Below are 26,623 nucleotides of genomic sequence, written 5' to 3' on the forward strand. Positions count from 1 at the left end.
GATCCCAAATAGTAGATAAATTAAATTTTTAGTATTATGAAAATTCTCTTAATTATATAGTATAATCATATGATAATCTTTTATGTCCAATCGTTTTCCAAACTCTAAACAAGTATGAATTCGAAAATATAAAGTGTCTAAAAACATTTTAGATAACTGCCATTTTAATTTTAGATCACATGATTGTTCTAATCTTACTAAAGGTTACTTTAATTGAAGGGAGTTTATAACTTAATATGTCTACTGTTTTGCAACAATCAAAAACTACACACACTAAAGCGAATCGTAGTAAGGAAATGAAGGAAGGATTTTTAGCGTCTGTCCCTTTAATTATTGGCTATTTGCCTGTTGCTTTTACATTTGGATTAATTGCAAAGCAAGCTGACATTGATGTGCTAAATACTCTCTCATTTAGTGCGCTAGTTTATGCAGGTGCTAGTCAGTTTATGGGTTTATCAATGTATTTGGCTGGAGTGAGTTTTTTACAAATCTATATCGCTACATTTATTTTAAATTTTAGAAACTTCGTTATGAGTCTATCATTTAATCATCAATTTAAAACTCTTCCATTTTGGCATAGAGTCTACTTATCAATAACGCTTACTGATGAAAATTTTGCTGTAACTACTTTAGGTAAAAAAAGCAGTTCAGCAAGTTATTCGTCTATTTATTTGATTACATTACATACAATTGCTTATTGTACTTGGATAAGCGGTACTATTTTAGGAGTAGTTTTTTCCAAACTTATTCCAAAGATAATTAGCGAAAGCATGGGAATATCTTTATACGCTATGTTTATCGGGTTATTAACACCAGCCATTCGTACAAATTGGCGAGCATGTTTAATCGTAGTAGTGAGTATGCTATTAAATTTCATCCTTTCATCTTTTTTAAGTCAAGGCTGGTCATTAATTTTGTCTTCCATTTTTGCTAGTTTACTTGCAATTGGATTAATGAAAGGAGATCACAAAGAATGATTGTCTTTTTACTTGTTTTTGGTATGTGCCTAGTGACAATGATTCCCCGAATAATTCCTGTATTTATTGTTGATCGGATTCAATTTCCAAATTGGGTATCCTCTTGGTTAAAAGGTGTTCCATATGCTGCACTGGGTGCATTAATTTTCCCAGGGATATTAAGTGTTCAAAAAGGAAATATGAGTGTTGGACTGATTGGTGGATTAGTTGCCTTTATCCTAGCATTACTTAGATTACATATTATTTTCGTTGTTTTTGGAGCAATCGGAACGGTTTTAGTGATGAAGCTTTATTTTATTTAGTAATTTTTCTATATTCATAGGCAAGTTTCATCAATCAAGTATAAAAAAAGTCGCATAAAGATGCGACTTTTTCTAATTGAACTTTATTTTTCTGTAGTACTGAAATTATCAGCTAATTTTGCTACATCAGGTATTCCAAGTCCTGTAGCTTGGTTATAAAGCGTACCTGGTGTACCAGAATAGAATAGATTATCGTTTTGAGCGCCTGCTTTATTTAATGGTGTGAAAGGCGAAGAACTTTGTTGTGCAAAACGGTAAATTTGTGGATTCCAGAAACCTACTTGAGTATGATCTGCACTATTAATTAATGCGGATAAACCATTCAATTGAGGTGAAACGAAGCTAGTTCCACCAAATACAGCATATCCTGAATTTGTACCTGGTTTACCTGGTTCACTTAAATAAACATAATATCCAGTGTATGGATCTGCAGCCATTGATAAATCCGGAAGGTTACGGCCTGTACCTTGTCCTGAAATAACAGTTGGTTGTTTGTATGTTACATTTGATAAATCTGGTGAAATAGTAAACTCATCTACTGCAGAAAACTGGTTAACTCCGCTAACACCTTTTTGATAATCTGGCGTATCAAAATGAGTACTAAAACCTCCACCACCACCATTAATTAAGTTAGTATCTGGTAGTTTTCTAGCTTTGTAATATTCATTTAAATAATCCCAACCCCAAGCACGTTCTTCCCCTACTTTGACATCGACGCCTGTTGAATTAGAGTGGAATTGGAAAGGTAATGTCGTTCCACCCGCTACTGTAATGTACGGACTTGCTGCTGGGAAATCAGCTGTGAGTTTAAATACTTTATCTGAACCTCTAGTTTCATCATAAGCACCTGCATCACCAGCTGCAGCAAACATTGAAATTCCTTGTGCTGCTGCCTGCATGAATAATTGATTAAATGTATCTTCATACTCTGGTGCTTCCATTTGCTGCTGTACGTATGAATCAATACTTAATTCGCTTGATCCCCAACTTACTGAAATTTGTTTAGCTACATTATCATTAATTGCATTTGAAAATGCATCTACAAATCCAGTATCCGAGTTCGGACCTACATATACATTAATATTTGCATCAGGAGCAATTGCACCCGCTTGCTGAACATCTAAAGTAGTTTCTTCATAGCCATCCCACCCAGAACCGCCATCTACCTCATTTACTTTAATACGATTAGGCTTTGTTTTTATTCCAACATTATCCCAGAATTTATATGCATCATCTGTATTAAATTCTGCTAAAGTAACAATACCGATTGTTTGACCAGCACCAGTTGCTCCCTTTTTATAAAGTGGATTAACATTGTAATGGCTTTGTAAATCTTGCGGTGTTAAACTAAGAGGACCAGTTGGTACGTCCTGCTTATCAATTATTGCTGGTTGTTTAACAGCTCTTGATTCTAAATTCGAATAATTATTTAAACCTAAAATACATAAAATATTATCTGAAATTACTTTTGGTAAAGTTGGGTTCTTTTTTGTAGCATGAATGCTTTTCCCTTTAAAACTAGCATATTTTAAATCGACACTTAAGGCTTTATTTAATTGAGCAACTGTTCCTGTTGCTGTAATCGTTAAATTATTTGCATGAACATCAGTTTTAATACCATATGATTGCAGGTAAGACGTAACAGAATGGATATAAGCTGGATTTGGTGCATATTTAGCTTTGAATTCATCTACACTTAAATATTTTCGATAATGAGGAGAGTATGGTGTAACTGTTTCCTTAATATATTTTTCTAAATCATCTTTGTTTTGAAGTTTCAAAACAAAATCGATTGATAAAGTAGTTGTAGGATCCATGTCTCCAAAATAATTTGTTCCATCCAGTACAGCAGCCCCTGTACCTTGGGCTACTTCCTTATTTACTTGTGCGGCTACTTTAAATGTTGGTGCATTAACTAATAATAAAGAACTTGCCGCTGCTACTGTCATTAATGGTTTTTTCCAGTTTTTCAAAGCATATTCCTCCTTGTTGAGTACGAAAACTCCTAAATAAAAATATTAGTATGGTAGAATAATAAATTTAATACACTTTTATTTTTATTTTTAATTTCAAATATATTAAATTTATTCTCTGATATCGATTATAATTCTCGAAATAGTCTAACAAAAGAAATAATATTCGATATAAAACACTAAAAATCTCCACTTTTCGAACAATTACAACAAATTTCTTATATTTTTTAGTAATATTTTCCTTATTTAAATAATGCATAAATAACCTTAATTAAAAAAAATTAATTAAGGTTTTACGTAAAATTATTTAATCTAACAAAAAATTAACTATTATAAAATAATAAACATTTAGTATTTTAAGCAGATTCTAGTAAAAATCGGTGCTTTCACACTAACATATTTTATTTCGCTCTACCTTTCTAATCTTCAAGACACCCTATATTTGAACTATTATTAAGTTCTTTTTCCTATCCGTTTTGGTACTATTCTACTATTTGTAAATTTATTAGTTCTATGATCAACTAAAAAACTTATGTATTGTATTATTTACTAGGATAATTTATCACTTTAAACTGTTAACTACTGATTTGATTAATTTATCTCCACTTTATGAAAATATTAATAATGCATTAATTTTTATTAATATCCCTCTGAATATGGTTCTATAAAAAAAGCAGCTAGAAAATCTAGCTACTTTTCATTACTCGGCCAATAATAAAGACCCTTTATTTTGTAATAGATACATATTATAGTACAATCCTTGTTTGGCAAGAAGCTGTTGATGGTTGCCTTCTTCTACGATTTTCCCTTTGTGCAATACATATATGCAATCAACATCCTGAATTGTTGATAGTCGATGTGCAATGATAACAGTAGTTCTACCTTTTCTCATCTCAGTTAAAGCTTCTTGAATTGCTTCTTCTGTTTCACTATCAATATTTGCTGTTGCTTCATCTAAAATAAGAATAGTAGGTTTAGCTGCAATCGTTCTTGCAAATGTGATTAATTGGCGCTGTCCACTTGATAAAGTTGAACCTCTTTCAACAACTGCCTCATCATACCCATTTGGTAATTTTTCAATAAATTCATTCGCTCTAACTAATTCGGATGCTTCTTTAATTTCTCTTTCAGTTATTTTGCTATTATACATAGAGATATTTCCTTTTATATCTCCAACAAATAAGTATGGATCTTGTAAAACTAAACCAATATTAGAACGTAATTCACTTTCTTCAAATGTTGAAAGTTTTTGATTATCAATCTGAATTTCCCCGTCTTTCACATCGTAAAAACGTAATAGTAAATTCATGATTGTTGACTTACCACTTCCTGTATGACCAACAAAAGCAACTGATTGACCAGGTTTAACGGAGAATGAAATATCATGTATTACATTGTGTACTCCGTCATATGCGAATGATACATTTTTAAAATCAATACTTCCTTCTTTTACTTTTGGTAAATCAGTTCCAACTTTAGTAGGAGCTTTTTGTTCTTCATCCATTAAGTCAAATACTCTAGATGATGATACGACAGCTTGCTGTAATAAAGATAATTTCATCATCATTTGCGTAATCGGTTCAAAAAATCTTTCTAAGTAACTTACAAATGCATAAACTGTACCAATCTCAACTGGATTACTAAAGGAAGTAATGCCAAAGAAGCTAAGAACAAACATGATTCCAATTGTATAAATTAAATCTGTTGCCGGTCTTAAAAACAGAGAATCTAATCGTATTGTTTTTACACCTGCATTATAGTGAGACCTATTTACTCCCTCAAACTCATTTTGTAATCTTTTTTGTTGGTTAAATGCTTGTATGATTGACATACCTTGTAAGTGTTCGTTTAATTTAGCATTTAAATTACTTAACTGCCCTCTAGTTTCCATAAAAAATGGAAAACTCTTTTTACGATAGGTTAGTATAATAAAATAAACAATTACCACTAACCCAACACAAATCGTTGCTAATTTAACGTCTAATGAGTACATCGCAATAATAATTCCCACTAAAAAGACAATTTGCTGGATAAAAGTTGCCAGTACACTAACGTAAAAATCTTTTATAGCTTCTGTATCATTTGTAATTCTTGATACAATACTTCCAATCGGCGTTTTATCAAAAAATGAAAAAGCTAATGAATGTACATGCTCATAAACTTTCATTCTTATATCTTGAACAACTTTAAAAGCAATTTGTTGAAACATTAAAAGCTGTAAATATGATAATACAATTTTGCCGATTGTAATTGAAACATATATAGAAAATAACGTTATGATTGTATCTTTTGGAAAATACCTTTTCATTAAATGATCATCTAGAAATCTTTTAACTAAAATTGGACCATACATTTCACATGCTGTTGCAAGGAATAAGAAAATAAATGCAAAAGTCAGTAAAACTTTATATTTTTTTAGAAATGAAAGAAGACGAATTAAATCTTTTTTCTGCCTTTTTGCATCGATTTCAATCTCTTGATTCATTTTATCTCCCCCCTTGCTCTACTAGTTCTTCTAGTTGCTGTCTTTCAAACATTTCTTTGTACCAACCATCAATTTGAACTAAATCTTCATGTTTACCTCTTTGAATAATTTTTCCTTCGTCTAAAACGATGATTAAATCACTATGCATGACAGCACTCATACGATGAGAAGTAATAAATGTTGTTTTCCCACTTCTTTCATCCTTTAAAGAGCGTAATATTTTTTCCTCTGTTTTTGCATCTACCGCGGATAAACAGTCGTCTAATATTAAAATATTAGGGTTTTTAATTAAAGATCTAGCGATTGAAATTCTTTGTTTCTGGCCACCAGATAATGATACCCCTCTTTCTCCTACAATCGTGTCGTAGCCTAATGGGAACTCTAAAATATCTGCATGAATATTAGCAATCTCGGCAGCTTTGTGTACTGTTTCGATTGAAGAATCAATTTGACTAAACGCAATATTTTCCTTAACCGATGAAGAAAATAAGAAATGTTCTTGAGGTACATAACCAATATGTGATCTAAGAGCTAATAAAGTTGTCTCTTTAATATCTAAATCACCAACCGAAATACTCCCGTTTACTACTTCATATTCTCTCAATAAAAGTTTTAAAAGCGTTGTTTTTCCTTGACCAGTCTTACCAACTATTCCAATTGTTTGACCTTCTTGCACATTAAAATAGATATCCTTTAATTCAAAATTTGACTCTTCATTAAACTTAAATGAATCAATTGAATAAGCTATTTCAGCCATTGGAAGTTTTTCTAATGCATTTTTTGTATTTTTAATTTCAGGTTCAACACTTAATAAAGAACGGATTCGATCATAAGAAGCACGCCCTCTTTCAACAATATTGAATAACCATCCAATTGCAAGCATTGGCCAAATTAATATGCCTAAATAAGTAACAAATGTAATTAATTGTCCAACAGTAATATCATCTGCTATAACTAATCTAGAACCATAAACAACCGCAATAATATAGCAAATCGAAACAACTAACATAATTGTTGGATCAAAAAGTGCATCAATCCTAGCAACTCTCATATTGTATTTCACTACTAAATCTGCTTGATTTTTAAAAGCAGCTATATCTTCTTTTGTTTGCCCTAAACTTCTAATAACCTTTAAACCACTCATACTTTCTTGAACTTTATTATTTAATTCTGAAAATGATTCTTGAGCTAAATGAAAACGTTGATGCAATAATTTACCATAATATTGAGTCAAAATGGCCATAACTGGTAATGGTAATAGACTAATAAGCGTTAACTTCCAACTTATTGACACTGCCATCATTATTAGTACCGATCCACCTAAAATAATCGAATCAACAAAAGTTAAGATCCCAGCACCAGCTGTCTCGCGTACTGCTTGAACATCATTTGTTGCGTGAGCCATTAAATCTCCTATTCTATTTTTTTGATAAAAAGACGGAGACATTTTTGTAAAATGATTATATAAATCATCTCTAAGCTGTCTGGCTAACTTTAAAGAAGAACCAAAAATTAATCTCCTCCACCAATATCGAAATGCATAAAGAAGTAACCCATTAATAAATATTAATCCTACCCAAAAAAGTAAGTTTTTACTATTAAGTGAGTTTTTTACCATTTCATCAATGACATAACCAATAACCTTCGGAGGTAGTAACTCTAAAATTGCAACGATTACTAAAAGAGATATTCCCCATACATAGCTTCTTTTTTCTTGTTTAAAAAACCAAAACAAATCTTTAAAAACTGACATTCCTTCACCCCCGCAATGCTATCAAACTTAATTTTACAATATTTAGAAAACTCAAAACACAGTGTACATTATAACATAAAAATTAAATAATTTTTAATAATCTGCTTATTTAAAATGGTTGTTAATTTTCGGTAAAACTAAAGATATTTATCGTTATAAAAATTAAATACATAGACAAAAAACCGAATTAACTTAGCATAAAAACCACTCACGAATATGGTAAAATTTAAGTACGGAGGTGCATTATGGAAAATATTCGAGAAAAGAGGAATCAGAATGGAGGACAGTGTTATAGATAATAAAATGTAAGTTTGATAGAATTATAATATTAGTTTGAAAAGGAGTGGAAAAATGCCTAATAATTCAGTATCAACTAATACAAATTTAGCGGAGAATGTAAATCGACAAGGTAGAGTTAAGTCTCCATTCTTACAGGAAACGACTACAAGAACACCCCCACGTACATCTCCATCTCTTTTCACAAGTAAATTATTTAAAAGAAGTGACGAAGCCTTAAACCGTTTAAAAGAAAATCGTATCAACGAATAAAACTCTACTTTTTACTTTAACCTTTCATAGTTTGACCATACAAATAATATATTTGAATAAAGCTCTGTATGGGAGATGATGGAATGAGAGACAAAAAGCAAAAAAGTCCCTTTTTAACGAACAAGCCCTCAGGTACTTTACCAAAACGTACTAAAGATAATAGTTTATTACTAAACTTGAATAAAAAATAAAAGATGAAATAGATAAATTTTAAAAAAATAATTAGTTAAGTGTTGAATTCCTCTCAACTGGTACTTTATTAGGGCACCGATATTTAACCAGAGACCTTTTAATTTTGTTTTTTACAAATTTAATTTATACCAAAAAACCACTTTAAATTGGTTCGTTTCCCAATAGAAAGTGGTTTAGTTTGCTGCTACCCTTACTAGTTTATCCCCGTCACAGATAATCTATCCTGAACAGTCAATCTACCTATTTCCAAACCTCAATCATTCCGTCAGCGTACGCTTTTAAACTATTGTACGCTTTTGCAGAAACCTTTTTCGAAGCATTTTCATTATCTAAAAATCCTTTAAAATCATTAATATGTTTGACAACTTTATCCGCAGAATCTTTCTTTTCAAATTGCTCTACAGATCTCAAATGTGCCTTCAACGCTTGCGCTGAACCTGCTTTGAAAGCTCCTACATTGTCGAAGCTGTCGATTAGAGAACTTACACCAGCTGCATTCAGATCGCTTAGCAAAAGATTGCTATCAGTAGCGCTTTGGTTTGTGTCTGTTTCTGAAGTTGCCGTAAAGTTTATGTTTGCTGGAGCTGTCATACCTTTAGGAATTTTCACATACACAGGTACATCAACACTTTTCCCCGGTTCCACTGCAACAATATTATTATCAAGTTGAACCGTCCAATCTTCACCTGCTGAAGCGTTAACTCGAATAAGATCCTTTGCTTCGCCGGTATTTGTAACATTAAAATGGTAAACTGCCACTTTCCCCGCAATGGCCGGTTGTATTGTGCCTGCACTTACATTAACGCCGCGTTTATAGGCACCTGATCCTTCCGTGTTACGAACTGCAACCTGATAATGAAGTACGCCGTCATTACCTTTGTATTTGCCTAAAATATAGAACTGAAGATGATTGTAAGGATCGATGTACTCACTAACTACATCATCTTTGCCAATAGACCCATCGAATTTTCCGTTAACCAAACTAGCTCCATTCCCTGCATGGAATAAAGAATCCAAGGTTTGCCTTGGGTCACCTTTTGTAACCGAAACTGTTGTACCGTCGGGCTTTGTAAAGTCCTTCAATGCGATATCTTCAGGATGTGAATCAATTGGCCAGATAAACGGTGCAGTCTCCGCATTTTTCGTTTTAGAAATCAATACACCTGAATCGGCAGCAAAGGAATCCGCTCCAACTCGATCTACAACTTCAAGGGTGTAGTTATTGTACTTAGCGTTATTTACGTTACCGATCATATCGTTACGCCAGTCTCCGCTTAGGTAATTACTTGGAGTTAAATCAGTCATACTGATGTTAATCCCATGGAGTCCGTTTCTGCCGAATTTACTGCCGATTGGTACTTCGCGCGCGATAATATCCGCAAACGCCGGACCAGACACTTTTAATTCATCACGATTAAGTTGCAGGACTTCATCATTAGATAAAAACCCTTGTTTCATCTTATTTCGAAGCGTATGTGGTGCCGGTAAGGAAGAACCTAGGGTAGCTGGAATCATCCAGCGAGTGTGCGTTCCACCTGGACCATTAAAAGACCCACGACTCATCGTTTCCCAATACCCTGCATAGGTTCGAGGATCTAAAGCTGCATTATTATAGTTATCCCCTAGTCCTTTAAGGTGACCAAATTCGTGAGCAAATGTGGACATCCCATCACTTTCTCCTTGAATAGAAACACGAATCGATTTGCCGTTTAATGTGGCACTAGATGCAGCAGACCAAATCGATTTAGCTGCAAACCAAGAAGTCCAAGGTACATAACGGGTTTTTGCCCAAGTTGGCATATTTTCAAATCCTGTTAAATTTGGAGGACCAAATGCAGCAGGTACCGAGTTCTGATTCATAAACTTCATTTCACCAAGTTCTTGCCAAACAGTTGATTCATCATAGCCTGCATGTACAATAAACGCAAAGTCATAGTTTTTTCCAGATGCTATAATATCAGCTGTTGCCGCATTTATGCCGTCTTGGAAGAGGTTTCCGGTTTTATAATTACTTGGCAGAAAACCAGAATTAAAACTATCTAGCCCATACTGAAATTCGTATTTATCCAAGCGGTAAGGACCATAAGAATCAAGTGTTACGCCCCATTTTCCATAAGAGTTCTCTTTCCAAAAGCCATCGATTGTCTGATAATGATTTAACTCACTCGGTACATTTAAGTAATTCGTCCAAAACTCCCCAAGCTTTTCTCGGGGAACAGCATCGACTTGTGGATTACCGATAAGATCTTTACCTTTAGGCAAAGTCAAGATAAAATCCTGACCTGGAAAGTCAACCAAAATCAATGCTCCTTTAAGGTTTGTTTCCGGTTGAATACTCTTATCGGTACTCCAGTTAATACCCGGGACTGGTTTATAATCATTCCATGTCATATCTTCTGGATTCACCCAAGACTGTGGATCTACTGGTCCCGGCATTTTATCTAGCCCTGGTTCAGCAGCAAATGCGGCTGTTGAATACATCGAAATCAAAAAAGTAGTTGATAATACAGCAATCTTAAATCTACGCTTCAAATAGATTCTCCTCTCACTTGTAAAATAACCTATAATTTATGTAGCTTTCGTTTTCGAATTTGCCGTGTCGATTATGTGATGTCATCATTTCTTTTTTGCTCTTTAACGTCACCTTCTGGTTATGCTAAGTACTTAATCCCCCCTTATAATTTACTCCTCCTTCTTGAAATCTACTATTTAGAAAAAGCCTAACATTATACTAATTAATAGACTTCATTGATAGTTTTCTAGATGTACTAATATGATAAAGCATAATAAATTATTTAATAGTTTCTTAATAATTCTAATCTTTTAATAATGAATATTTTGACAAATATCGGAACCACCTTTAGCATTTTTATCGACTTTCTTCTTCATGGAACTTGTTAAATAATTAGAAATCGACGTATTAAACAATTAAATTTCTAAATTATTGTCAACTGTTTGTGGGTTTTGGCGTGTTCTGTATAAAAATATTTGTTCTAAAATAATTTACTGATGTACTAAACGATTAAAGAATTTACATTTCTTAACCAAGTTGTAATGGAGTGTTGCATTAATTTCGAATTCTTCTAAATTCAAAATGAAAAAAGATTAAAAAACACCAACTTTTCGCTGAAGTGCGCCTCAAATGTTAGATGGTGTAAATTTGGGGTGCACTTCACGTGAAGTCGGTGTTTTAAACTTTTTAATTTCTTCTCTAGTTTAGGGCTAATTTCTTTTGTATTATTAAATTTTTCCTCTAAAAACATAAAAACCACTTTCCTATTGGTTAATTCCAACAGAATAAGTGGTTTCAGATTAGTAAAATGATTCATGATTTAAATAATTACAAATTCTTGATGAAGGATTCAGTATTAAAAGAGCTGTTTCCTAAAGAAAGTGTTCAATTTTTATTTCGTAACAAGCTATAAAGCCTTATATGTTAAAAGGATTTATTATTTTGTTTGGTTGTTCATTGCCTTCATCATTTGGTTAATTTTCTTTTGTGAAGGTTTTTGTCCCATTTGAGCCATCATTACTTTTAACATTTGTTCATTAATTGGTGGATTTTTCTTTAGGTAGTTCATTGTATATTGACGAGCTATGAAAAATCCAATCGCTACACCTGCAATTAATGCTAAGATGCCGACTAGAAAGTATACCCACATTTTATTGCTTCCTCCTTAAAATCATCTAGAAACAATTTTACTAAAACTAACCAGTTTATACAAGAGCAAACTGCAATTTAATCGTTTAAATATACTTTTGATAGGCGATAGGTCGTAGCCAGCCAAATCGCTGATCCTTCACATCAATTGCAATGAATGTTGAACGAAATTTTCTTAATAGCTCAAAGAATATTGTTTCTGCCTCTAATGATCCTTCTGCATATAAAATTAGTTCGTGAGGATATAGTTTTAGCTGAGCCTTTGCCCCATCATCAAGTTCGAGAAGATACTCTCCAGTTTCCTCATAAAAGTAAATCTGTTGAGAATCAAATTTGCGAATAAATGTATGTAGCTCGAATAATGGTATTGGTTCTGTTATATATTCTAATTGTTTTTCGATTATTTTCCTTAGTTCAATAGATGAGTAATAATACTCATATACTAGTTGATATATTTTATGCTCTTTCCCATAAAATTCTATAGACAGTGGTTCTCGAATTAAAAAAATTTTATATTCCCTCATATCTTGTCCACTCCCAACAACTATCTGTAAGGAAAATTATATAAAATTCCATTCAAAATATTTGTCATTTTTAAGGAGTGAAAATCAACTAGTTTTGTCGAAAAATCTTTAATAAAGCATTATATTGAAAAAAGGTTTAGGAAATAGGAAAAGAATTTCAAATTCTTTCCCTACTTTTCCCAACTTTACCTTTTATTGTAATACTTTTTTTGCTGCTGAAACGACATGATCAACAGTAAATCCGAATTTCTCCATTAATAGGTTTCCTGGAGCAGAAGCGCCAAATGTATCGATTGAAATGACTTCTCCATCTAATCCTACATATTTATGCCAGCCGAATGAAGAACCCATTTCTACTGCTACTCGTTTCGTAACTTCTTTAGGTAGTACTGATTGTTTATATTCATTAGATTGCTTTTCAAATAAGTCCATTGAAGGCATCGAAACAACCGATGCAGAAATTCCTTCTGCCGCTAATTTTTCTTGTGCTCCTACTGCTAATTGTACTTCACTACCTGCTGCGATTAATACAACATCAATTTTATCTTGTTTAGCAGGAGAAATAACGTAAGCACCTTTAGACACTTTATTATAAATATCAGTAGTAGTCCCCTCTAAAGTTGGTAAATCTTGACGAGACAATACTAACATTGTAGGTGCGTCTTTGGCTTCTACTGCCACTTTCCATGCTGCTGAGCTTTCATTTCCGTCTGCTGGTCGAATTACATTCAGATTAGGCATTGATCTGAATGCTGCTAGTTGCTCAACTGGTTCATGAGTAGGTCCATCTTCACCAACTGCGATACTATCATGTGTAAATACATAAGTAACTGGTAAATTCATTAAAGCTGCTAAGCGAATTGCTGGTTTTAAGTAATCAGAGAAAACAAAGAATGTCGCGCCAAACGCATGAACGCCACCATGTAGAGCCATACCATTTAAGGCTGCACCCATTGCAAATTCACGTACACCGAACCAAATATTACGTCCGTCATAGCTTTCTCTCGTAAAGTCACCTTTACCATTCATATACGTTTTGTTAGACCCAGCTAAGTCAGCAGATCCACCAAAGAAACTAGGTAATACGTTTGCAATAGCGTTAATTGCTTCACCTGAAGATGAACGAGTCGCAATTTTTTTACCTACTTCATACTTAGGTAGTGCTGTTTCTAAATCTACAGTAATATTACCTTCAATCGCATTCTTTAATTGAGCTGCTAATTCAGGATATTTTTCTTCGTATTTTGCAAATGTAGCATCCCATTCTGCTTCTTTCTTTGCACCAGCTTCAACGATTACTTTATTAAAATGTGCATACACTTCTTCTGGAACATGGAATGCATTTTCATAACCCCAAGCATACGCTTGTTTCGTTAAAATCGTTTCTTCTTTTCCTAGTGGCTCACCGTGAGATTTTGATTTACCAGATTTATTTGGAGAACCGTAACCGATTGTTGTTTTCACTTCAATTAAAGTTGGTTTTGATAATTCTTCTTGAGCTTTTTGGATCGCTGAGGTAATTTCATCTAAGTTATTACCATCTTCTACGCGGATAACTTGCCATCCATAAGCTTTAAAGCGATCTTCTACACTTTCAGAGAATGAACGATTTAATTCTCCGTCTAATGAAATATCATTTGAATCATATAGAACTACTAGGCGTCCTAATTGTAAATGTCCTGCTAATGAAGCCGCCTCAGCAGAAACACCTTCCATTAAATCTCCATCACCACAAATTGAGTATGTAAAGTGGTCAACTACATTTAAGTCTTCTTTATTATATGTACCTGCTAAATGACGCTCTGCTAAAGCCATACCAACAGCCATTGCAATACCTTGTCCTAATGGACCTGTTGTAGCTTCAACACCATGTGTATGTCCAAATTCAGGATGTCCTGGTGTTTTGCTTCCCCATTGACGGAAGTTTTTAATATCTTCAATTGAAACTTCGTAGCCTGATAAATGTAACATGCTATAAAGTAACATTGAACCATGGCCTGCTGATAACACAAATCGGTCTCTGTTAAACCATTTTGAATTTTTTGGGTTATGATTCATAAATTTTGCAAATAATGCATATGCCATCGGTGCAGCACCCATTGGCATTCCTGGGTGACCAGAATTAGATTTCTCAATTGCATCAATTGATAATGTACGAATCGTATTAATTGCTAATTGTTCAATATTATTAGACATAAATTTCGCTCCTTTAGCTTATTCATAGATATTATCATATAATTTACCATGATTTATTACAATAACTAACACTTAGTTTTGACATTTTTAACAAATTCTTTCCAAGAAATAGAAAAAAGCAGAATTTTCTTCTGCTTTTTTCTGTTATTTTTAACAAAATATGAACTTTTATATTGATAAAACTTTTTAATGTAAGTTATTTTTACGCTTTGCTTTTTCATATTTTAACTTTGCAGGTGTAATGTCATTCCCTTTTTCGTCAACAATTTTAATTGAAGTTAGTTCATCGACCATACGAGAACGGAAATCTGCTAAATATTCTTTTCTTAATTGATCTTGTTCTACTTTCTCTTCAGGACTTAACCCTACTTCTTTTGACTTTTTTGATAATTCATTTATTCTATCTAAAGTTTTTTTAGTAACCATTAGTAACCTCTCCTTTATTTGTAACTTATCTATTCATTGTTAGTTCCATCACTTTGATAATTAGACGATTAATTGTATGTTCTTTCTTTGCGAGAAAGTCTAAAGTCGTGCTGTTTTACCATTGGTGTAAAAGAGCACCGCATTTAGCAGGCTATGCAAAGAAGAAAGCGATCGTTAGTCAGAGTTTGATATTCTATTCAATGTATCTCATCTTACAATAAATTGCATTAGCTTTCAATATTGGAGATTTCTTTCATATGTTCAATATACCTTCTATTAACAGTTGCCTTTGAAACGTTATATCCAAATCCTTTTAAGGTAGCTGCAATTTCCTCAAATGTTAGATCGTTTTGACGTAATCTTACAATTTCGGAAATCGGTAATTCCAACTTATCTCTACCACCTGCGTTTAAACTACCTTCTAAGTTTTTTTGAGGCTTATACCCGTTTTCAACCGCCTTTTTCATACCTCTTTTTATTTTCATATTATGAATTTTCCGTTGATATTCCTCTACAATACTTAAAATTTCTAAAACCATTTCATCACTTTCACTTAATTGAAATTGTCCATTTTGAGAAGAGGTAAATAATCTTATTCCTTCCCTTTTTAAAAAATGTAATAAAGCAATTCTTGCATGACCTCTTCCTAATCTTGTTTCATCTTGTATTAACAAAGCATCAACTTGATGCTCTTTTATAATTTGGAATAGCTGGAATAGCCCTTCTCGTTCTACTTCATACCCACTTGCCTGTTCGCCTATTGTTTCTAGAATACACATTCCCATCCGCTCACCTAGTTCGGTTAGTTCACTTATTTGTCTATGTAATGATGTTTCTTGTGAATCCTTTGCTGTACTTACTCTCGCGTAAATTATTGCATTCATTAACTGTTCCCTCCATACGAACACGAAAACTACTTTAATAAAAAATAGAACTAACGTTTGTATATCATATCCTATCATGATATAATGAAAAAAATAAAGAGGAACGTATTATCTATTTTATAGGCAAGGGGGAAATTCGAATGAACAAACTATCGAAAAGGCAAGCAGAAATTTTAGCTTATATTAAAGACGAAGTAAAAATTAAAGGTTATCCACCTTCAGTTCGAGAGATTGCTGAGGCTGTTGGTTTAGCTTCAAGCTCTACAGTACATGGTCATCTAGAGAGACTAGAACAAAAAGGCTATATTCGAAGAGACCCTACGAAACCGCGTGCAATCGAGATTCTTGGCGATACAGCTGCGGTTGTAAATGAAGTACAAGCATCATACAGTGAAATCTATAACGATATTATTAACATTCCCGTAATCGGTAAAGTAACTGCAGGTATTCCAATTACAGCAGTCGAAAACGTAGAAGAATATTTCCCTTTACCGACATCTGTCGCTCCATCTAACGAACAAGTTTTTATGCTTCGAGTAGAAGGAGATAGTATGATCAATGCTGGTATTTTGAATGGCGATCTTGTAATTGTTAAAAAACAATTCACTGCTGAAAATGGCGAAATTGTTGTTGCCATGACTGAAGATAGTGAAGCTACTGTAAAGCGCTTTTATAAAGAAAGCGACCATTTTAGACTTCAACCTGAAAATGATGCCCTGTTTCCTATTTTATTAAAACAAGTATCAATTTTAGGAAAAGTAATAGGAGTCTATCGTACATATCATTAAACTTTTTAAAAGCAATGACATATTTATGTGATTGCTTTTTGTTTTTAACAAGCATAGTTATAACAAAATAAACCAACTGACTTATTATTAAGGGAGATTTTTTAGTGAGTAAACTCGAGTGGAGAAAAAGTTTAAAAGAAATTTATTTACCAAAAAGTAAGACTAGTAAAATTAAAATACCAACCTTTAAATATATAACGATTGAAGGCAAAGGCAATCCCAATAATGATTTATTTAAAGAAAATGTCGAAGCACTTTATTCTTTAGCCTATGCCATTAAAATGTTGCCCAAAAAAGACATTGTTCCAGAAGGATACTATGAATACACAGTCTTCCCTCTTGAAGGTGTTTGGGATTTAGATAAAGAAGGTCGAAAACTAGACTATATAAATAAAGAACATCTTTTATATAAATTAATGATTAGACAACCCGACTTTGTTACAGAAGATTTAACATATATCATTTTAGATCAACTTAAACAGAAAAAGAAAAGTCCACTGCTAGCAAACGTAAAACTCGAATTGATCACTGAAGGCTTATGTGTTCAAACCATGCACATCGGAAGCTATGATGACGAGCCAAGAACTTTTAAATTAATGGAAGAGTTCTGTTTAGAGAATAACCTAGAAAGAGTGCAAAAAACACATAAAGAAATCTATATTTCTGATGCAAGAAAAACACAACCTGATAAATTGAAAACTGTTTTAAGATTTCAAGTCGAAGAACGATAGCCAAAATAAAAGAGCTTGGAAGTTCCAAGCTCTAGACATACGATCAGTCCCCTAGAAGATATCACTTTGTCATTCACTATAGCTTTCAAAATTCTTCTCTAAATCATCTCTAAACGCAATGGCTAAATAATTATCGATTATATTTCTAGTAATAGGTGATTGAAAGACTTGACTCTTATATGCCCCACCATCATATTCAATTATATCAATCTTATTTTCAACCTGTTCATTTTGTACCTCATCAAAATATTTAATACTAACTACTACCCCAGCGTCATCAATCGTAATTAATAACTCTCTTTGATTTAATAAGACCTCAATCACACTATCTTTATCAATCATAATATCAAACTCACCATTCGAAACTTCAATTTCCTTTTTTAAAGACTCCTTTAAATCAATAAAATATGATTCGAATTTCTCACACATCTTACTGTATGCCATATTTTCTGTAACAGTTTCTTTATATATTGCTTTTGTTTTTAAGATGAATTCCCTTTTAAAATCCATATTTCCACTCCTTGTAGTGATATAATTGGAGCATTTATATATTATTACTATTCATCATGCACTGATAAATAGAATAACAGGAAGAATGTATTTAAAATTTTTTTATACTGATTAGCCTAAAGTAACAAATCGTTTAATCCATCAGGACTTTTTACACGCTTTTCGTAACTATTGTGAATAATAGTAAACTTTTCAATGCAACTATGAAATGATAGGATTATTTCAATCTAAGTTTGAGAACTTGTTGAGAATAAATTTATATAGTATTGACGATGGGTATTTGAAAGTGGCTAATGAAAATTGGGGTAATAATAATATTTTTATTATTCATCTTCAAAAAATAAATTATCGATAATATCGTTTAATCTATTAATTTAACATAAATAATTTCAGGATCTCCTTCATCCAAATTCTCGATCAATCCACTTTCAATATATCCTAGTGATTGAAAGACTTTTTGCATTTGGCTATTTGATTTGTTAGTAGATGAGAATAATTTCTTTTCTGAAAAAACTTCAACATATTTCATGAGATTTTTTGCTATACCAAGCCTCCTCGTATTTGGTGAAACAATTATTAAATCGATAAATAAATGGCCAAAGAAAAATTTATGATAAATCATAAAACCTACTATCCTTTTATTCAATTCACATACAATGCATCGATTTTCTTCAATTGATCGTTTAATTTGATTTTCCCTAATTCGACTTTCAATAATTTGAGAATCCAGAATTACGATTGATTCACAATCACTCATTTCCGCATTTCTAATTTCCACTTTCGTTCTCCTATTCTTAAATGTTTATAGTTAACTTTTCTATAAAATTCTTTCAAACCCTCTTATGTAGTAGGTTAAAATTAAAAAACCTGTATTTAGAATCATACAGGTCATTTTAAATGATTACATAACTTATAGATTTGTTGGATTGAAAAGTTTGCCCCATGTTTCTACACCAACAATTCCATCAACTACTAAATCATTTTTTCTTTGAAATTCTTTCACTGCTTTTTCGGTTAAAATTCCGAAAATCCCATCCACTTTGACGCCAATTTTTTCTTGAATTTTCTTTACTTGCACTCCCCTTGATCCTTTTTTTAAGATTCCCTTATAAGGATGTAATTCAATTTGAATAATCCTTTTATATAATCCATTTTTAATATTTGCATTATTAACCGAGATGAGCACATCTGCATAATTAGGATCTGCTGCCCATCCTGCATCAGCAATCGCTTTAAATTGTTCATTAGCAGTTTTGTATGTTTTAACTTTACTGTACCGCGGATTATTTAAAATAAAATCAACATAGCCCTGAATTGGATCATTATATTTTATATAATACCCACCTTCATTTTTAGGTCTAGCTGTTCCTCTACTACTAAGAGGTAAGCCTGGATACCACGTTTGACCTGCGATATTGTTATTTTTCTTAAAATTTTTAGACGTAAAATGTGCTGTTTCTACTTGCCATTGAGTATAAATTACTTCGGTTAACCAGCCAATTTTTTTTGAAACTTCTTGGGCATCTTGAAAATATTTAATTGTATTAGACACTATAGACTAATCCTCTCCTTAAAGTGCTTGTCCTATAAAGTATTCATTTACTCCTTTCTTCGTACTAAGGAAATAGTAGAAAAGTAATGAAAACTTCTACAATTTTTTCTATTTAAGTTTCATGAATCTATTACTCCTCTTGTGTTTAACAACTATTAAACATTTTTCATACTATAGTTAAAAACTGGAGCTGATAAAATGACTAATTGGATCTACATTTCTACATCTAACCGCCAGCTAAAACTTTTCGACGGCAACAATCTGCTTAAAACTTACCCAATCGGTGTTGGAAAAATGCTTACTCCTACTCCTACAGGAACCTATACAATTATTAATAAACATCCAAATCCAGGTGGACCTTTTGGAGTACTTTGGATGGGACTATCAGCTCCACATTACGGTATTCATGGAACTGACAATCCTGCGACTATTGGTCACTTTGTTTCACATGGTTGTATTCGAATGTACAATAAGGATGTTCTTGAGTTATCTTCAATGGTTACAATTGGTACAGGTGTCGTTATTCACCAATAAGTCTAAAACCCACAAAATCGATTTTCATAGACTAATAGGTACTTCTGTGTAAATAAATTTACAATTCCATAATGCTGCTTTATGGCTTGAATATTAAACCTAAGAAGAAAATTTAAAAACCCTTACTTTACTGTAAGGGTTTTTAGAGTGTTGAAATATAAAATGGCCAATGGGGAAAATGTACTTTAAGTGAACAGTTATTAGTCATAAAATTATCATTTTTTGATGATTAATTCTTGATTTTAAATGTGAATACTTTTGAGAATTTTTTTTATTCCAACAACACTAGTAATGTTTAACTTATAGAAAAATATCTACATTTGATTTGTTTTTAAATTAATGTTTTTATTAATTGACCTACAAATTGTTTAATAAACAACTGTTATGTTACTCTAAGTAAAGGCTTTTTGATTAGATTTTTATCGTAAACTTTTTTTGATGAATTAGTTGATTGGAATGGAGGGATGCTCGACTCCTATTGGATAAGCGGGAAGGCTGAGACCCCGCAGGCTTTGCCGAGGAGGCTAAAGAATCTCGCCCCATGGAAAGCGAGATCCTGTAATGGAAATCAACATCACTTTACTCCTTTTACGAAAATTTGATAAATTGACAAGGTTGTTTTCCAACAACGTGAAAACCCATACTCTACTGTAAGGGTTTTGGAAAATGAATTGAAAATTGAATATTACCATCAATTAATTCCACATCATGTTTTAAATGATGACGATATAAAATCGATTTTACAATCGCTAGACCTAAGCCTGTGCCTGTTAAATGTTTATTTCGAGAAGCCTCCATAACATAAAACGGTTCCCACATTTGCTTAATTTGAGTAGAATTTTTAAGATTTGTTTCATTTTTAATCTTGAATAAAATTTCCTCATTTTCCTCGTAAATCTTAATCTTAATTTCTGGGTATTTTGTATATTTAATTGCATTACTAATTAAATTATTAAATACTTTCTCAAATTGGTCACGATCTACTTCAATATTTAGTTGGTTCGTACCAATATATTCTTTTGTTAAAGTGATATTATTTTGATTCAATTCGATTTCAAAGTTTTCCAAACTAGATTCAAAAAGCTTAATTAAGTCAAATTGTTCGACATGTAATATTTCTCGTTCAATTCTTGATAACTCTAATAATTTATCGATTAAACGGTTTATTTGATCTGTTTGTCTAATGATTGTATCAACATAGGTCCCATCATCTATTCCGTCTTTTATGCCTGCAGAATAAGCTTTGATTAAAGCCAGTGGTGTTTTAAGTTCATGAGAAATATCTGATATGAACGTTTTTAAATTTGCGTTCCGTTGATTTAAATCATCATGGGCAATCCTCAATTTATCGCTCATTTCGTTAATACTTTGAGCAAGTTCTTCGATTTCATCATTAGTTGAAATTTTTGCCTTTTTAAATTCTAATTGGGCGATTTCTATTGAAATATCTTTTAACTCTTTTAACGGATCAGTTATTTTTTTTGACCAAATCCAAACCATTAAAATCAACATTAAGATCAAGAAAATCATAATATAAATTGTAAACTTATTTACGATTTGAACCGCATCACTTAAATATACAATAGAGACACCCACTACAATAAATACATTATCCTTTTGAATAAAATCGACTAAAAAACTAGATTTCAACTTACCTTGATCGTAAATTTTACTTATTCTTTTGCCACTCTTAACTTGGTTTATTGTATCTTCTGTAACCCAAAATTTATTTAAGGTTACTCTTTTTTGATATAAATTATCTCTTAATATTCCATTAAAATGGTCTAAATTTGTTTGAATTGGTTCATAAGCGATTGTTACATTATTTTCTTGTTCCAATTGATTTATGGACTGTTTAAACTCAGCCATTGGCATCTTGTTTATCTCTGTTGAAAGGTCATGCACTCTATTTTTCATCTGAAATAAATAATATTTAGGTAATAAATAAGAATTAATCATTAGATAAAAAATAAAAACAAAAAGAATACATAATGTAATTGTTATCGATATTTTTCTTCCTAATCGATTCATTTTTCTTTTATAAGACTGTATCCTAAACCTCGATGTGTTTGAATAAGATCTTCTCCTATTTTTTCTCTTAATCTTCTTATATGGGTATCCACCGTTCGATCATCTCCATCGTAATCAATCCCCCAAACATTCACTAATAAATCCTCACGTGACAAAATATTTCCGCGATTACGAACAAAACAGCTTAATAAATCAATTTCCTTTTTCGTTAAATTTAAATTTTCCTCGTTTTTAAATGCTATTTTACCTTTAAAATCTACTTTTATATTACCAATTACAATAAGATGTTCCTCTTTTAGTAATTTTTTAGCTCTAGTAATCAGGACACCAGGATGGAATGGCTTTCTTACATAATCGTCAGCTCCTTGTTTAAGAGCTAGTAATTCGTCTTCATCTTCACTTTTAGCTGTTAGCATTAAGACTTTTGTTTCCCCATTTTTCTTTATTTCTTTACACACATTCATTCCACTATTAAAAGGCATCATCCAATCTAAAATAGCTAAATCAATTTTTTCGCTATAAAAGATTTCGATAGCTTGTTCTCCGTCTTCTGCTAGGAAAACGGTATATCCTTCCTTTTTGAAATATGCCTGTAAGATCTTTAACATATCTTTTTCATCATCAGCAATTAGAATATTGATTTTTAATCCCTCCGTTCATTATGATATTTTGTCACGTTCATGTAACAAAAGGAGCTTAAACTGTTCTAGGAGGAGTGAAAACATGAGGATAATTGAAATTTTAGTCAGTGCTCTATTTATTTTATTTACAATCTTAATTGTATCAATTCATTCATAAAAGGCAGGTTATAGACATGAAATATACCATATTTCGAAGGATCGTTAGAAGATTAATAGTTTTTACGTTGATATTGTTAATTTTCCCTATTATTTTATATAGTTATTCAAAAAGTATTGAACCAAAAATGTTAGATGTAAATCAAATAACAATCACATCAAATTCCGTTTCAAAGCAAATGGAAGGATTTAAAATTGTTCAGTTTAGTGATAGCCATCTTGGTGCTCATTATACATTAAAGCAATTAAATAATGTTGTCGACCAAATTAATAACCAAAACCCTGATTTAATTGTATTTACTGGTGATTTAATTGATAACAGCGCTATATACAATAAGATAGATCAAATCCCTGCTGTACTTCAACAATTAAAAGCAAAATATGGTAAATATGCTATTTACGGTAATCATGACGTTGGAGGAGCAGGAAAGAAAATCTCAGCATCAGTTTTCATAAAATCGGGATTTACAGTTTTAGAAAATGAACAGAAAGAAATCGTCTTAAAAGATCACAGTAAACTTAATATTATTGGTTTGGATGACTATCTTTTAGGAAGACCAAATCCAGCAAAAGCATTTAAAAGTATACGAAAAAACGCCTTTAATCTCTTATTAGTACATGAACCCGATGTAGCAGAACGAATTAAAGAGTTTCCAGTTGACTTACAACTCTCTGGCCATAGTCATGGTGGACAAGTTAAACTTCCATTTCACGAAGCAATTTATACTCCGCCATTAGCAACTATTTATACTGAAGGATTATATAAAATAAATCATCATATAAAACCTTTGAACTTATACGTTAATCGGGGTATAGGAACAACTAGGCTTCCGTTTCGATTCTTAAGTGTACCAGAAATTTCAGTTTTTACTTTAACGAATAAATGATACAACCCGCAAGGAAATATGAATTCCTTGCGGGTATATAAAAATTATCTTTTATGCCAAGTTCACAAAATTTTCGTGAAGTATAAGAAATCACTTTTCAAAGAAGATGTTAGGACATTGGACTAAAATCCTTCCAGATTGTTACTGATAATAGTTCATGGGTAATGTCATTACTAAACCAAGTTTCATTCCATTCAACCTGACTTCTTTCAAATCTAGTTCGTTCTTCATATTCTTCTATACTTCTATATTTAATAAATAAATTGAAGTAATAATTTTGCTCATCTTCTCTTTGCATAAAATTCATTCCAATATTTGAAGGCTCGGAATTAAATTTTGGATCTGCTGATTTTTTTATTCTTGATTTAAAATCCTCTAAAAATTTCTTTTCAAACTTATACTCAAATAAGACTGTGATCATTGTTTCATCTCTTTTCAATTATTAGTTGTCTAATAGTTAAACACTATTATAAGTATTCAATTTCATATTTATTCTTAATAACAAAACATACATAATGGATTTAATTTGAGTGGATAATAAAAGAAAAATGGAAAAGTTCTACAAGAGGTGCTTATGGAAGAAACACAATCACTGAACTCATCTGAAAATATAACTAGTCTGATTTGGAAATTATCAATTGGTTCTACATTGGCATGGGAAATCTCAAAATTTTTTGGTTCCTCACATCCCTACCTAGGTCCAGTTTCTCTTATTCTTACAATTCAATCGACAATGTACAAAACCATTAGTTTATCAATCAAGCGAGTAATTGGCACAATGATAGGAATTGTAGTTACAGTAATAATTGCAAGTTATCTAAAAGTCAACGGATGGACCTTAGGACTTTTAATTTTAATTGGTACATATATTGCTAAATATTTAAAATTTGACAAAAAAGTACTTCACCAGGTAGCTCTCACAATTCTATTTGTCTTTGCATTTGAGCATCAATCAAAGGATTATGCGATGGATCGAATGAGGGATACGCTTGTAGGCGTCTTGACTGCAGGATTAATACAGTTCGTTTGGTCTTCACTAATATCTAGAAAAAAAGGATTGAAATAGTAAAAAACATTGGCTGATTTAATCATTTTTTCAATTTTTAAGAGGATTAATTAGAATACTCCTTAAGTAATTCCTCTAATTGTTCTTCACATTATTGAAATAATTCTTTTAGTCTTTCATGTTCTCATAAAAGACGATTCTATTACCAAATGGATCACCAACCCGAACCTCTCGTGTTTTCCAAGGAGTTTCTTCGATGCCAGGGCGAGCATATTTATATTTCTTTGAAAGTAGCTTTGAATGAAGTAAGTCTAAATTTTCTACCTCAATTCGAATAGCTGCACCTGGACTACAATCTCCATGGTGCTCAGAAAGATGAATTATACAGTTGTTATAAGAAATTTGCATATATAAAGGAAATTCTTCTTCAAATCGGTGCTCCCAATCAATCTCAAATTCTAAAAATGTTATGTAAAATTCTTTTGCCTTATCTTCATCGAACATACGAAGTATAGGTGTTGGACTTTTCATAGTAATTTTTGTTGTGCTCATTTCTTTTCTCTCCTTTTCTTTTTAAACTACTATCTATTACGTTTAGTTCAATTAGCTTATTTCATCAATTATTCCTTGAATTATTTTCATACTCTCAATGTCCTTTGGACGAAGCTTGCGTCCCGTGCCTTTTTCATATACCTTTTTTTCTTCAAGTAACTGGAATGGATTTAGGACATTTATTGAAATACCTTTTAAATCATATTGTTGAATTGGCAAAGCATCTTTTCTCCATTCCCAGGCAGGAAAACCGTTCGCAATGATTTTACCTTCTTTTGTTATCCTAACAAACACAAAACTCACTTCAACCTGATCTTTAATGAAATCCGTTTGAAGCATACTGACTGGGATTTTATTAAAACCAGCATTAACCATTGCCCATTCTAATTTTTCCCGATACTGAATGTAAGTGACTAAATCAATATCCGAGTGTTCTCGGGTCACTTTACCAAGAAGAAAATCAATTGCCCACCCTCCACGTAGCCAGAGCTGAATTGTTAGATTTAAACAAATTGTGTTTATTTCATTAAGTATATTTAATTGTTTCTCTACTAAAATGGTTTCGTTGTTGTCCAATTTCACCACACCTGTTCACTTATTATGATAAGTATCTATCTCAAACGATTTTGGACCTTCTACACTTATCTGTTATTTATTATGTTGAGGTCGCCTACTAAAGACCCAAGTTTGATAAAATTACCATTACGATTACAGCAAAAACAAAAGCAAGTACCAGTGTTTTAAGCCTACTCTTCTTCTTTCCATCTTCAACGTAATAAAAATCATCATTTCCCATCAGTGCTCCCAAAACTAGATAGACTAAAAGAGATACTGGCAAAAATACAAATACCAATCTTACAAGAATTGATGCGATTGATAAAGCTTCTGCAATCCCTCCACATACACCTAAAAATACATAATCTGTATTTGATTTATATAACCTATTTCTATTCATATTATCTTCCTCTTTTTATTTATGTGTCTATCTGTCCATTTTCAACTTATTTATCAACTTCTTCACATTCACATTTGGACTCCAGCAATTAAACTTATAGTTCGTCATTGTTTCAAATCCCAATCTACTACAATAATATTTCATACCTTTTACTTGTTTCTCAGCTTTAAAATGCTGACACGTTGCGCAGCAATGGAAATCTTTCATATATCCTCCTAAGATGAAACAAAACTTTAACTTAATTACATTCTCCAACAGAATTAAAGTTCCTTTTTAGAAAGTAAAATTGGAATTAAAATAAAAAAATGAACTGCAATACACTACTCATAATATCTTCAACTTTATATTTTAATTGAAT

General features: G+C 32.0%; 27 protein-coding genes. 8 read left to right on the forward strand and 19 right to left on the reverse strand.

All coding sequences use genetic code 11. The annotated features are described in order from the left end of the window. Positions 1–236 precede the first annotated feature (236 nt). Positions 237–977: an AzlC family ABC transporter permease gene (locus BM319_RS05520; RefSeq protein ID WP_069032354.1), complete on the forward strand. Its 741-nt coding sequence runs from the start codon at positions 237–239 to the stop codon at positions 975–977. After that, positions 974–1,279, forward strand: coding sequence for an AzlD domain-containing protein (locus BM319_RS05525; protein WP_091021571.1), 306 nt, complete (start codon positions 974–976; stop codon positions 1,277–1,279). The genes BM319_RS05520 and BM319_RS05525 overlap by 4 nt, the downstream gene beginning before the upstream one ends. A gap of 83 nt (positions 1,280–1,362) precedes the next feature. On the opposite strand, the gene BM319_RS05530 is transcribed toward BM319_RS05525, so the two are convergent. From BM319_RS05530 to BM319_RS05540, 3 genes are all read right to left on the reverse strand, one after another. Then, entirely contained in the window at positions 1,363–3,252 is a 1,890-nt protein-coding gene (locus BM319_RS05530; protein ID WP_091021573.1) for a S53 family peptidase, read from the reverse strand. Positions 3,253–3,952: 700 nt separating this feature from the next. Further along, positions 3,953–5,737 (reverse strand): ABC transporter ATP-binding protein, encoded by a 1,785-nt coding sequence (locus BM319_RS05535; protein ID WP_069032351.1) that lies wholly within the window; start codon positions 5,735–5,737, stop codon positions 3,953–3,955. Position 5,738: 1 nt separating this feature from the next. Next, entirely contained in the window at positions 5,739–7,490 is a 1,752-nt protein-coding gene (locus tag BM319_RS05540) for an ABC transporter transmembrane domain-containing protein (protein WP_091021575.1), read from the reverse strand. Positions 7,491–7,841: 351 nt separating this feature from the next. Between BM319_RS05540 and BM319_RS05545 the strand changes: the two genes are divergently transcribed. Next, the gene (locus tag BM319_RS05545) at positions 7,842–8,039 is read left to right on the forward strand and encodes a hypothetical protein (RefSeq protein ID WP_091021577.1); all 198 of its coding nucleotides are present in this window, start codon (positions 7,842–7,844) and stop codon (positions 8,037–8,039) included. Positions 8,040–8,471: 432 nt separating this feature from the next. On the opposite strand, the gene BM319_RS05550 is transcribed toward BM319_RS05545, so the two are convergent. From BM319_RS05550 to BM319_RS05575, 6 genes are all read right to left on the reverse strand, one after another. Beyond that, positions 8,472–10,763, reverse strand: a complete 2,292-nt coding sequence (locus tag BM319_RS05550; protein WP_175495566.1) for an FIMAH domain-containing protein — start codon at positions 10,761–10,763, stop codon at positions 8,472–8,474. Between the two features lie 917 nt (positions 10,764–11,680). Further along, complete coding sequence (locus BM319_RS05555; protein ID WP_056476721.1) at positions 11,681–11,893, reverse strand: YneF family protein; 213 nt, start codon at positions 11,891–11,893, stop codon at positions 11,681–11,683. Positions 11,894–11,978: 85 nt separating this feature from the next. Beyond that, a complete protein-coding gene (sirA, locus tag BM319_RS05560) occupies positions 11,979–12,416 on the reverse strand; it encodes a sporulation inhibitor of replication protein SirA (protein ID WP_069032347.1) in 438 nt (145 codons plus the stop codon). 192 nt (positions 12,417–12,608) lie between these two features. Further along, complete coding sequence (gene tkt, locus BM319_RS05565; protein WP_091021579.1) at positions 12,609–14,612, reverse strand: transketolase; 2,004 nt, start codon at positions 14,610–14,612, stop codon at positions 12,609–12,611. A 186-nt stretch (positions 14,613–14,798) separates the two neighbouring features. After that, positions 14,799–15,038, reverse strand: a complete 240-nt coding sequence (locus BM319_RS05570; RefSeq protein WP_069032345.1) for a DUF896 domain-containing protein — start codon at positions 15,036–15,038, stop codon at positions 14,799–14,801. Between the two features lie 227 nt (positions 15,039–15,265). Continuing rightward, positions 15,266–15,922 (reverse strand): YneB family resolvase-like protein, encoded by a 657-nt coding sequence (locus tag BM319_RS05575; RefSeq protein WP_069032344.1) that lies wholly within the window; start codon positions 15,920–15,922, stop codon positions 15,266–15,268. A gap of 140 nt (positions 15,923–16,062) precedes the next feature. Here BM319_RS05575 and lexA point away from each other — a divergent pair, with 140 nt between their 5' ends. After that, positions 16,063–16,710 (forward strand): transcriptional repressor LexA, encoded by a 648-nt coding sequence (gene lexA, locus BM319_RS05580; protein ID WP_069032343.1) that lies wholly within the window; start codon positions 16,063–16,065, stop codon positions 16,708–16,710. 104 nt (positions 16,711–16,814) lie between these two features. Next, the gene (locus tag BM319_RS05585; RefSeq protein WP_069032342.1) at positions 16,815–17,441 is read left to right on the forward strand and encodes a GyrI-like domain-containing protein; all 627 of its coding nucleotides are present in this window, start codon (positions 16,815–16,817) and stop codon (positions 17,439–17,441) included. A gap of 69 nt (positions 17,442–17,510) precedes the next feature. Here BM319_RS05585 and BM319_RS05590 read toward each other — a convergent pair whose 3' ends face one another. The 3 genes from BM319_RS05590 to BM319_RS24610 all read right to left on the reverse strand — a co-directional run bounded on the left by BM319_RS05590 (position 17,511) and on the right by BM319_RS24610 (position 19,503). Beyond that, a complete protein-coding gene (locus BM319_RS05590) occupies positions 17,511–17,951 on the reverse strand; it encodes a hypothetical protein (RefSeq protein ID WP_069032341.1) in 441 nt (146 codons plus the stop codon). A 361-nt stretch (positions 17,952–18,312) separates the two neighbouring features. Beyond that, a complete protein-coding gene (locus BM319_RS05595; RefSeq protein ID WP_254664536.1) occupies positions 18,313–18,729 on the reverse strand; it encodes a GNAT family N-acetyltransferase in 417 nt (138 codons plus the stop codon). A gap of 132 nt (positions 18,730–18,861) precedes the next feature. Then, entirely contained in the window at positions 18,862–19,503 is a 642-nt protein-coding gene (locus BM319_RS24610; RefSeq protein ID WP_069032340.1) for a glucosaminidase domain-containing protein, read from the reverse strand. 198 nt (positions 19,504–19,701) lie between these two features. Here BM319_RS24610 and BM319_RS05605 point away from each other — a divergent pair, with 198 nt between their 5' ends. Next, positions 19,702–20,037: a L,D-transpeptidase gene (locus BM319_RS05605; RefSeq protein ID WP_069032339.1), complete on the forward strand. Its 336-nt coding sequence runs from the start codon at positions 19,702–19,704 to the stop codon at positions 20,035–20,037. A 645-nt stretch (positions 20,038–20,682) separates the two neighbouring features. Here the strand turns inward: BM319_RS05605 and BM319_RS05610 are convergent. Together BM319_RS05610 and BM319_RS05615 are read right to left on the reverse strand one after the other, a co-directional pair. Then, on the reverse strand, positions 20,683–21,912 hold the full coding sequence (locus BM319_RS05610) for a sensor histidine kinase (RefSeq protein WP_175495567.1): 1,230 nt from the start codon (positions 21,910–21,912) through the stop codon (positions 20,683–20,685). 152 nt (positions 21,913–22,064) lie between these two features. After that, entirely contained in the window at positions 22,065–22,709 is a 645-nt protein-coding gene (locus tag BM319_RS05615; RefSeq protein WP_069032337.1) for a response regulator transcription factor, read from the reverse strand. A 173-nt stretch (positions 22,710–22,882) separates the two neighbouring features. Between BM319_RS05615 and BM319_RS05620 the strand changes: the two genes are divergently transcribed. After that, positions 22,883–23,752: a metallophosphoesterase gene (locus BM319_RS05620; RefSeq protein WP_091021583.1), complete on the forward strand. Its 870-nt coding sequence runs from the start codon at positions 22,883–22,885 to the stop codon at positions 23,750–23,752. Positions 23,753–23,861: 109 nt separating this feature from the next. Here the strand turns inward: BM319_RS05620 and BM319_RS05625 are convergent, their stop codons facing one another. Next, positions 23,862–24,173, reverse strand: a complete 312-nt coding sequence (locus BM319_RS05625; protein WP_091021585.1) for a hypothetical protein — start codon at positions 24,171–24,173, stop codon at positions 23,862–23,864. Between the two features lie 153 nt (positions 24,174–24,326). Here BM319_RS05625 and BM319_RS05630 point away from each other — a divergent pair, with 153 nt between their 5' ends. Then, the gene (locus tag BM319_RS05630) at positions 24,327–24,818 is read left to right on the forward strand and encodes an FUSC family protein (protein WP_091021587.1); all 492 of its coding nucleotides are present in this window, start codon (positions 24,327–24,329) and stop codon (positions 24,816–24,818) included. 108 nt (positions 24,819–24,926) lie between these two features. Here the strand turns inward: BM319_RS05630 and BM319_RS05635 are convergent, their stop codons facing one another. The 4 genes from BM319_RS05635 to BM319_RS24910 all read right to left on the reverse strand — a co-directional run bounded on the left by BM319_RS05635 (position 24,927) and on the right by BM319_RS24910 (position 26,472). Then, complete coding sequence (locus tag BM319_RS05635; protein ID WP_091021589.1) at positions 24,927–25,310, reverse strand: glyoxalase superfamily protein; 384 nt, start codon at positions 25,308–25,310, stop codon at positions 24,927–24,929. A 51-nt stretch (positions 25,311–25,361) separates the two neighbouring features. After that, on the reverse strand, positions 25,362–25,892 hold the full coding sequence (locus tag BM319_RS05640) for a nucleotidyltransferase domain-containing protein (RefSeq protein WP_286143685.1): 531 nt from the start codon (positions 25,890–25,892) through the stop codon (positions 25,362–25,364). A gap of 91 nt (positions 25,893–25,983) precedes the next feature. Continuing rightward, positions 25,984–26,265: a PspC domain-containing protein gene (locus BM319_RS05645; RefSeq protein ID WP_069032331.1), complete on the reverse strand. Its 282-nt coding sequence runs from the start codon at positions 26,263–26,265 to the stop codon at positions 25,984–25,986. A gap of 27 nt (positions 26,266–26,292) precedes the next feature. After that, positions 26,293–26,472, reverse strand: coding sequence for a hypothetical protein (locus BM319_RS24910; protein ID WP_069032330.1), 180 nt, complete (start codon positions 26,470–26,472; stop codon positions 26,293–26,295). Positions 26,473–26,623: the final 151 nt, after the last annotated feature.

The organism is Bacillus sp. UNCCL81, assembly GCF_900112535.1.
GTDB classification, from domain to species: Bacteria; Bacillota; Bacilli; order Bacillales; family Bacillaceae_G; genus Gottfriedia; species Gottfriedia luciferensis_B.

Coding starts and splice junctions, on each gene's coding strand:
- BM319_RS05625 (WP_091021585.1), bottom strand. CDS start 24,173: ATGATCACAGTCTTATTTGAGTATAAGTTTGAAAAGAAATTTTTAGAG.
- BM319_RS05630 (WP_091021587.1), top strand. CDS start 24,327: ATGGAAGAAACACAATCACTGAACTCATCTGAAAATATAACTAGTCTG.
- tkt (WP_091021579.1), bottom strand. CDS start 14,612: ATGTCTAATAATATTGAACAATTAGCAATTAATACGATTCGTACATTA.
- BM319_RS05635 (WP_091021589.1), bottom strand. CDS start 25,310: ATGAGCACAACAAAAATTACTATGAAAAGTCCAACACCTATACTTCGT.
- sirA (WP_069032347.1), bottom strand. CDS start 12,416: ATGAGGGAATATAAAATTTTTTTAATTCGAGAACCACTGTCTATAGAA.
- BM319_RS05520 (WP_069032354.1), top strand. CDS start 237: ATGTCTACTGTTTTGCAACAATCAAAAACTACACACACTAAAGCGAAT.
- BM319_RS24910 (WP_069032330.1), bottom strand. CDS start 26,472: ATGAAAGATTTCCATTGCTGCGCAACGTGTCAGCATTTTAAAGCTGAG.
- BM319_RS05575 (WP_069032344.1), bottom strand. CDS start 15,922: ATGAATGCAATAATTTACGCGAGAGTAAGTACAGCAAAGGATTCACAA.
- BM319_RS05535 (WP_069032351.1), bottom strand. CDS start 5,737: ATGAATCAAGAGATTGAAATCGATGCAAAAAGGCAGAAAAAAGATTTA.
- BM319_RS05525 (WP_091021571.1), top strand. CDS start 974: ATGATTGTCTTTTTACTTGTTTTTGGTATGTGCCTAGTGACAATGATT.
- BM319_RS05540 (WP_091021575.1), bottom strand. CDS start 7,490: ATGTCAGTTTTTAAAGATTTGTTTTGGTTTTTTAAACAAGAAAAAAGA.
- BM319_RS05610 (WP_175495567.1), bottom strand. CDS start 21,912: ATGCCAATGGCTGAGTTTAAACAGTCCATAAATCAATTGGAACAAGAA.
- BM319_RS05645 (WP_069032331.1), bottom strand. CDS start 26,265: ATGAATAGAAATAGGTTATATAAATCAAATACAGATTATGTATTTTTA.
- BM319_RS05555 (WP_056476721.1), bottom strand. CDS start 11,893: ATGTGGGTATACTTTCTAGTCGGCATCTTAGCATTAATTGCAGGTGTA.
- BM319_RS05605 (WP_069032339.1), top strand. CDS start 19,702: ATGACTAATTGGATCTACATTTCTACATCTAACCGCCAGCTAAAACTT.
- lexA (WP_069032343.1), top strand. CDS start 16,063: ATGAACAAACTATCGAAAAGGCAAGCAGAAATTTTAGCTTATATTAAA.
- BM319_RS05545 (WP_091021577.1), top strand. CDS start 7,842: ATGCCTAATAATTCAGTATCAACTAATACAAATTTAGCGGAGAATGTA.
- BM319_RS05570 (WP_069032345.1), bottom strand. CDS start 15,038: ATGGTTACTAAAAAAACTTTAGATAGAATAAATGAATTATCAAAAAAG.
- BM319_RS05590 (WP_069032341.1), bottom strand. CDS start 17,951: ATGGATTTTAAAAGGGAATTCATCTTAAAAACAAAAGCAATATATAAA.
- BM319_RS05620 (WP_091021583.1), top strand. CDS start 22,883: ATGAAATATACCATATTTCGAAGGATCGTTAGAAGATTAATAGTTTTT.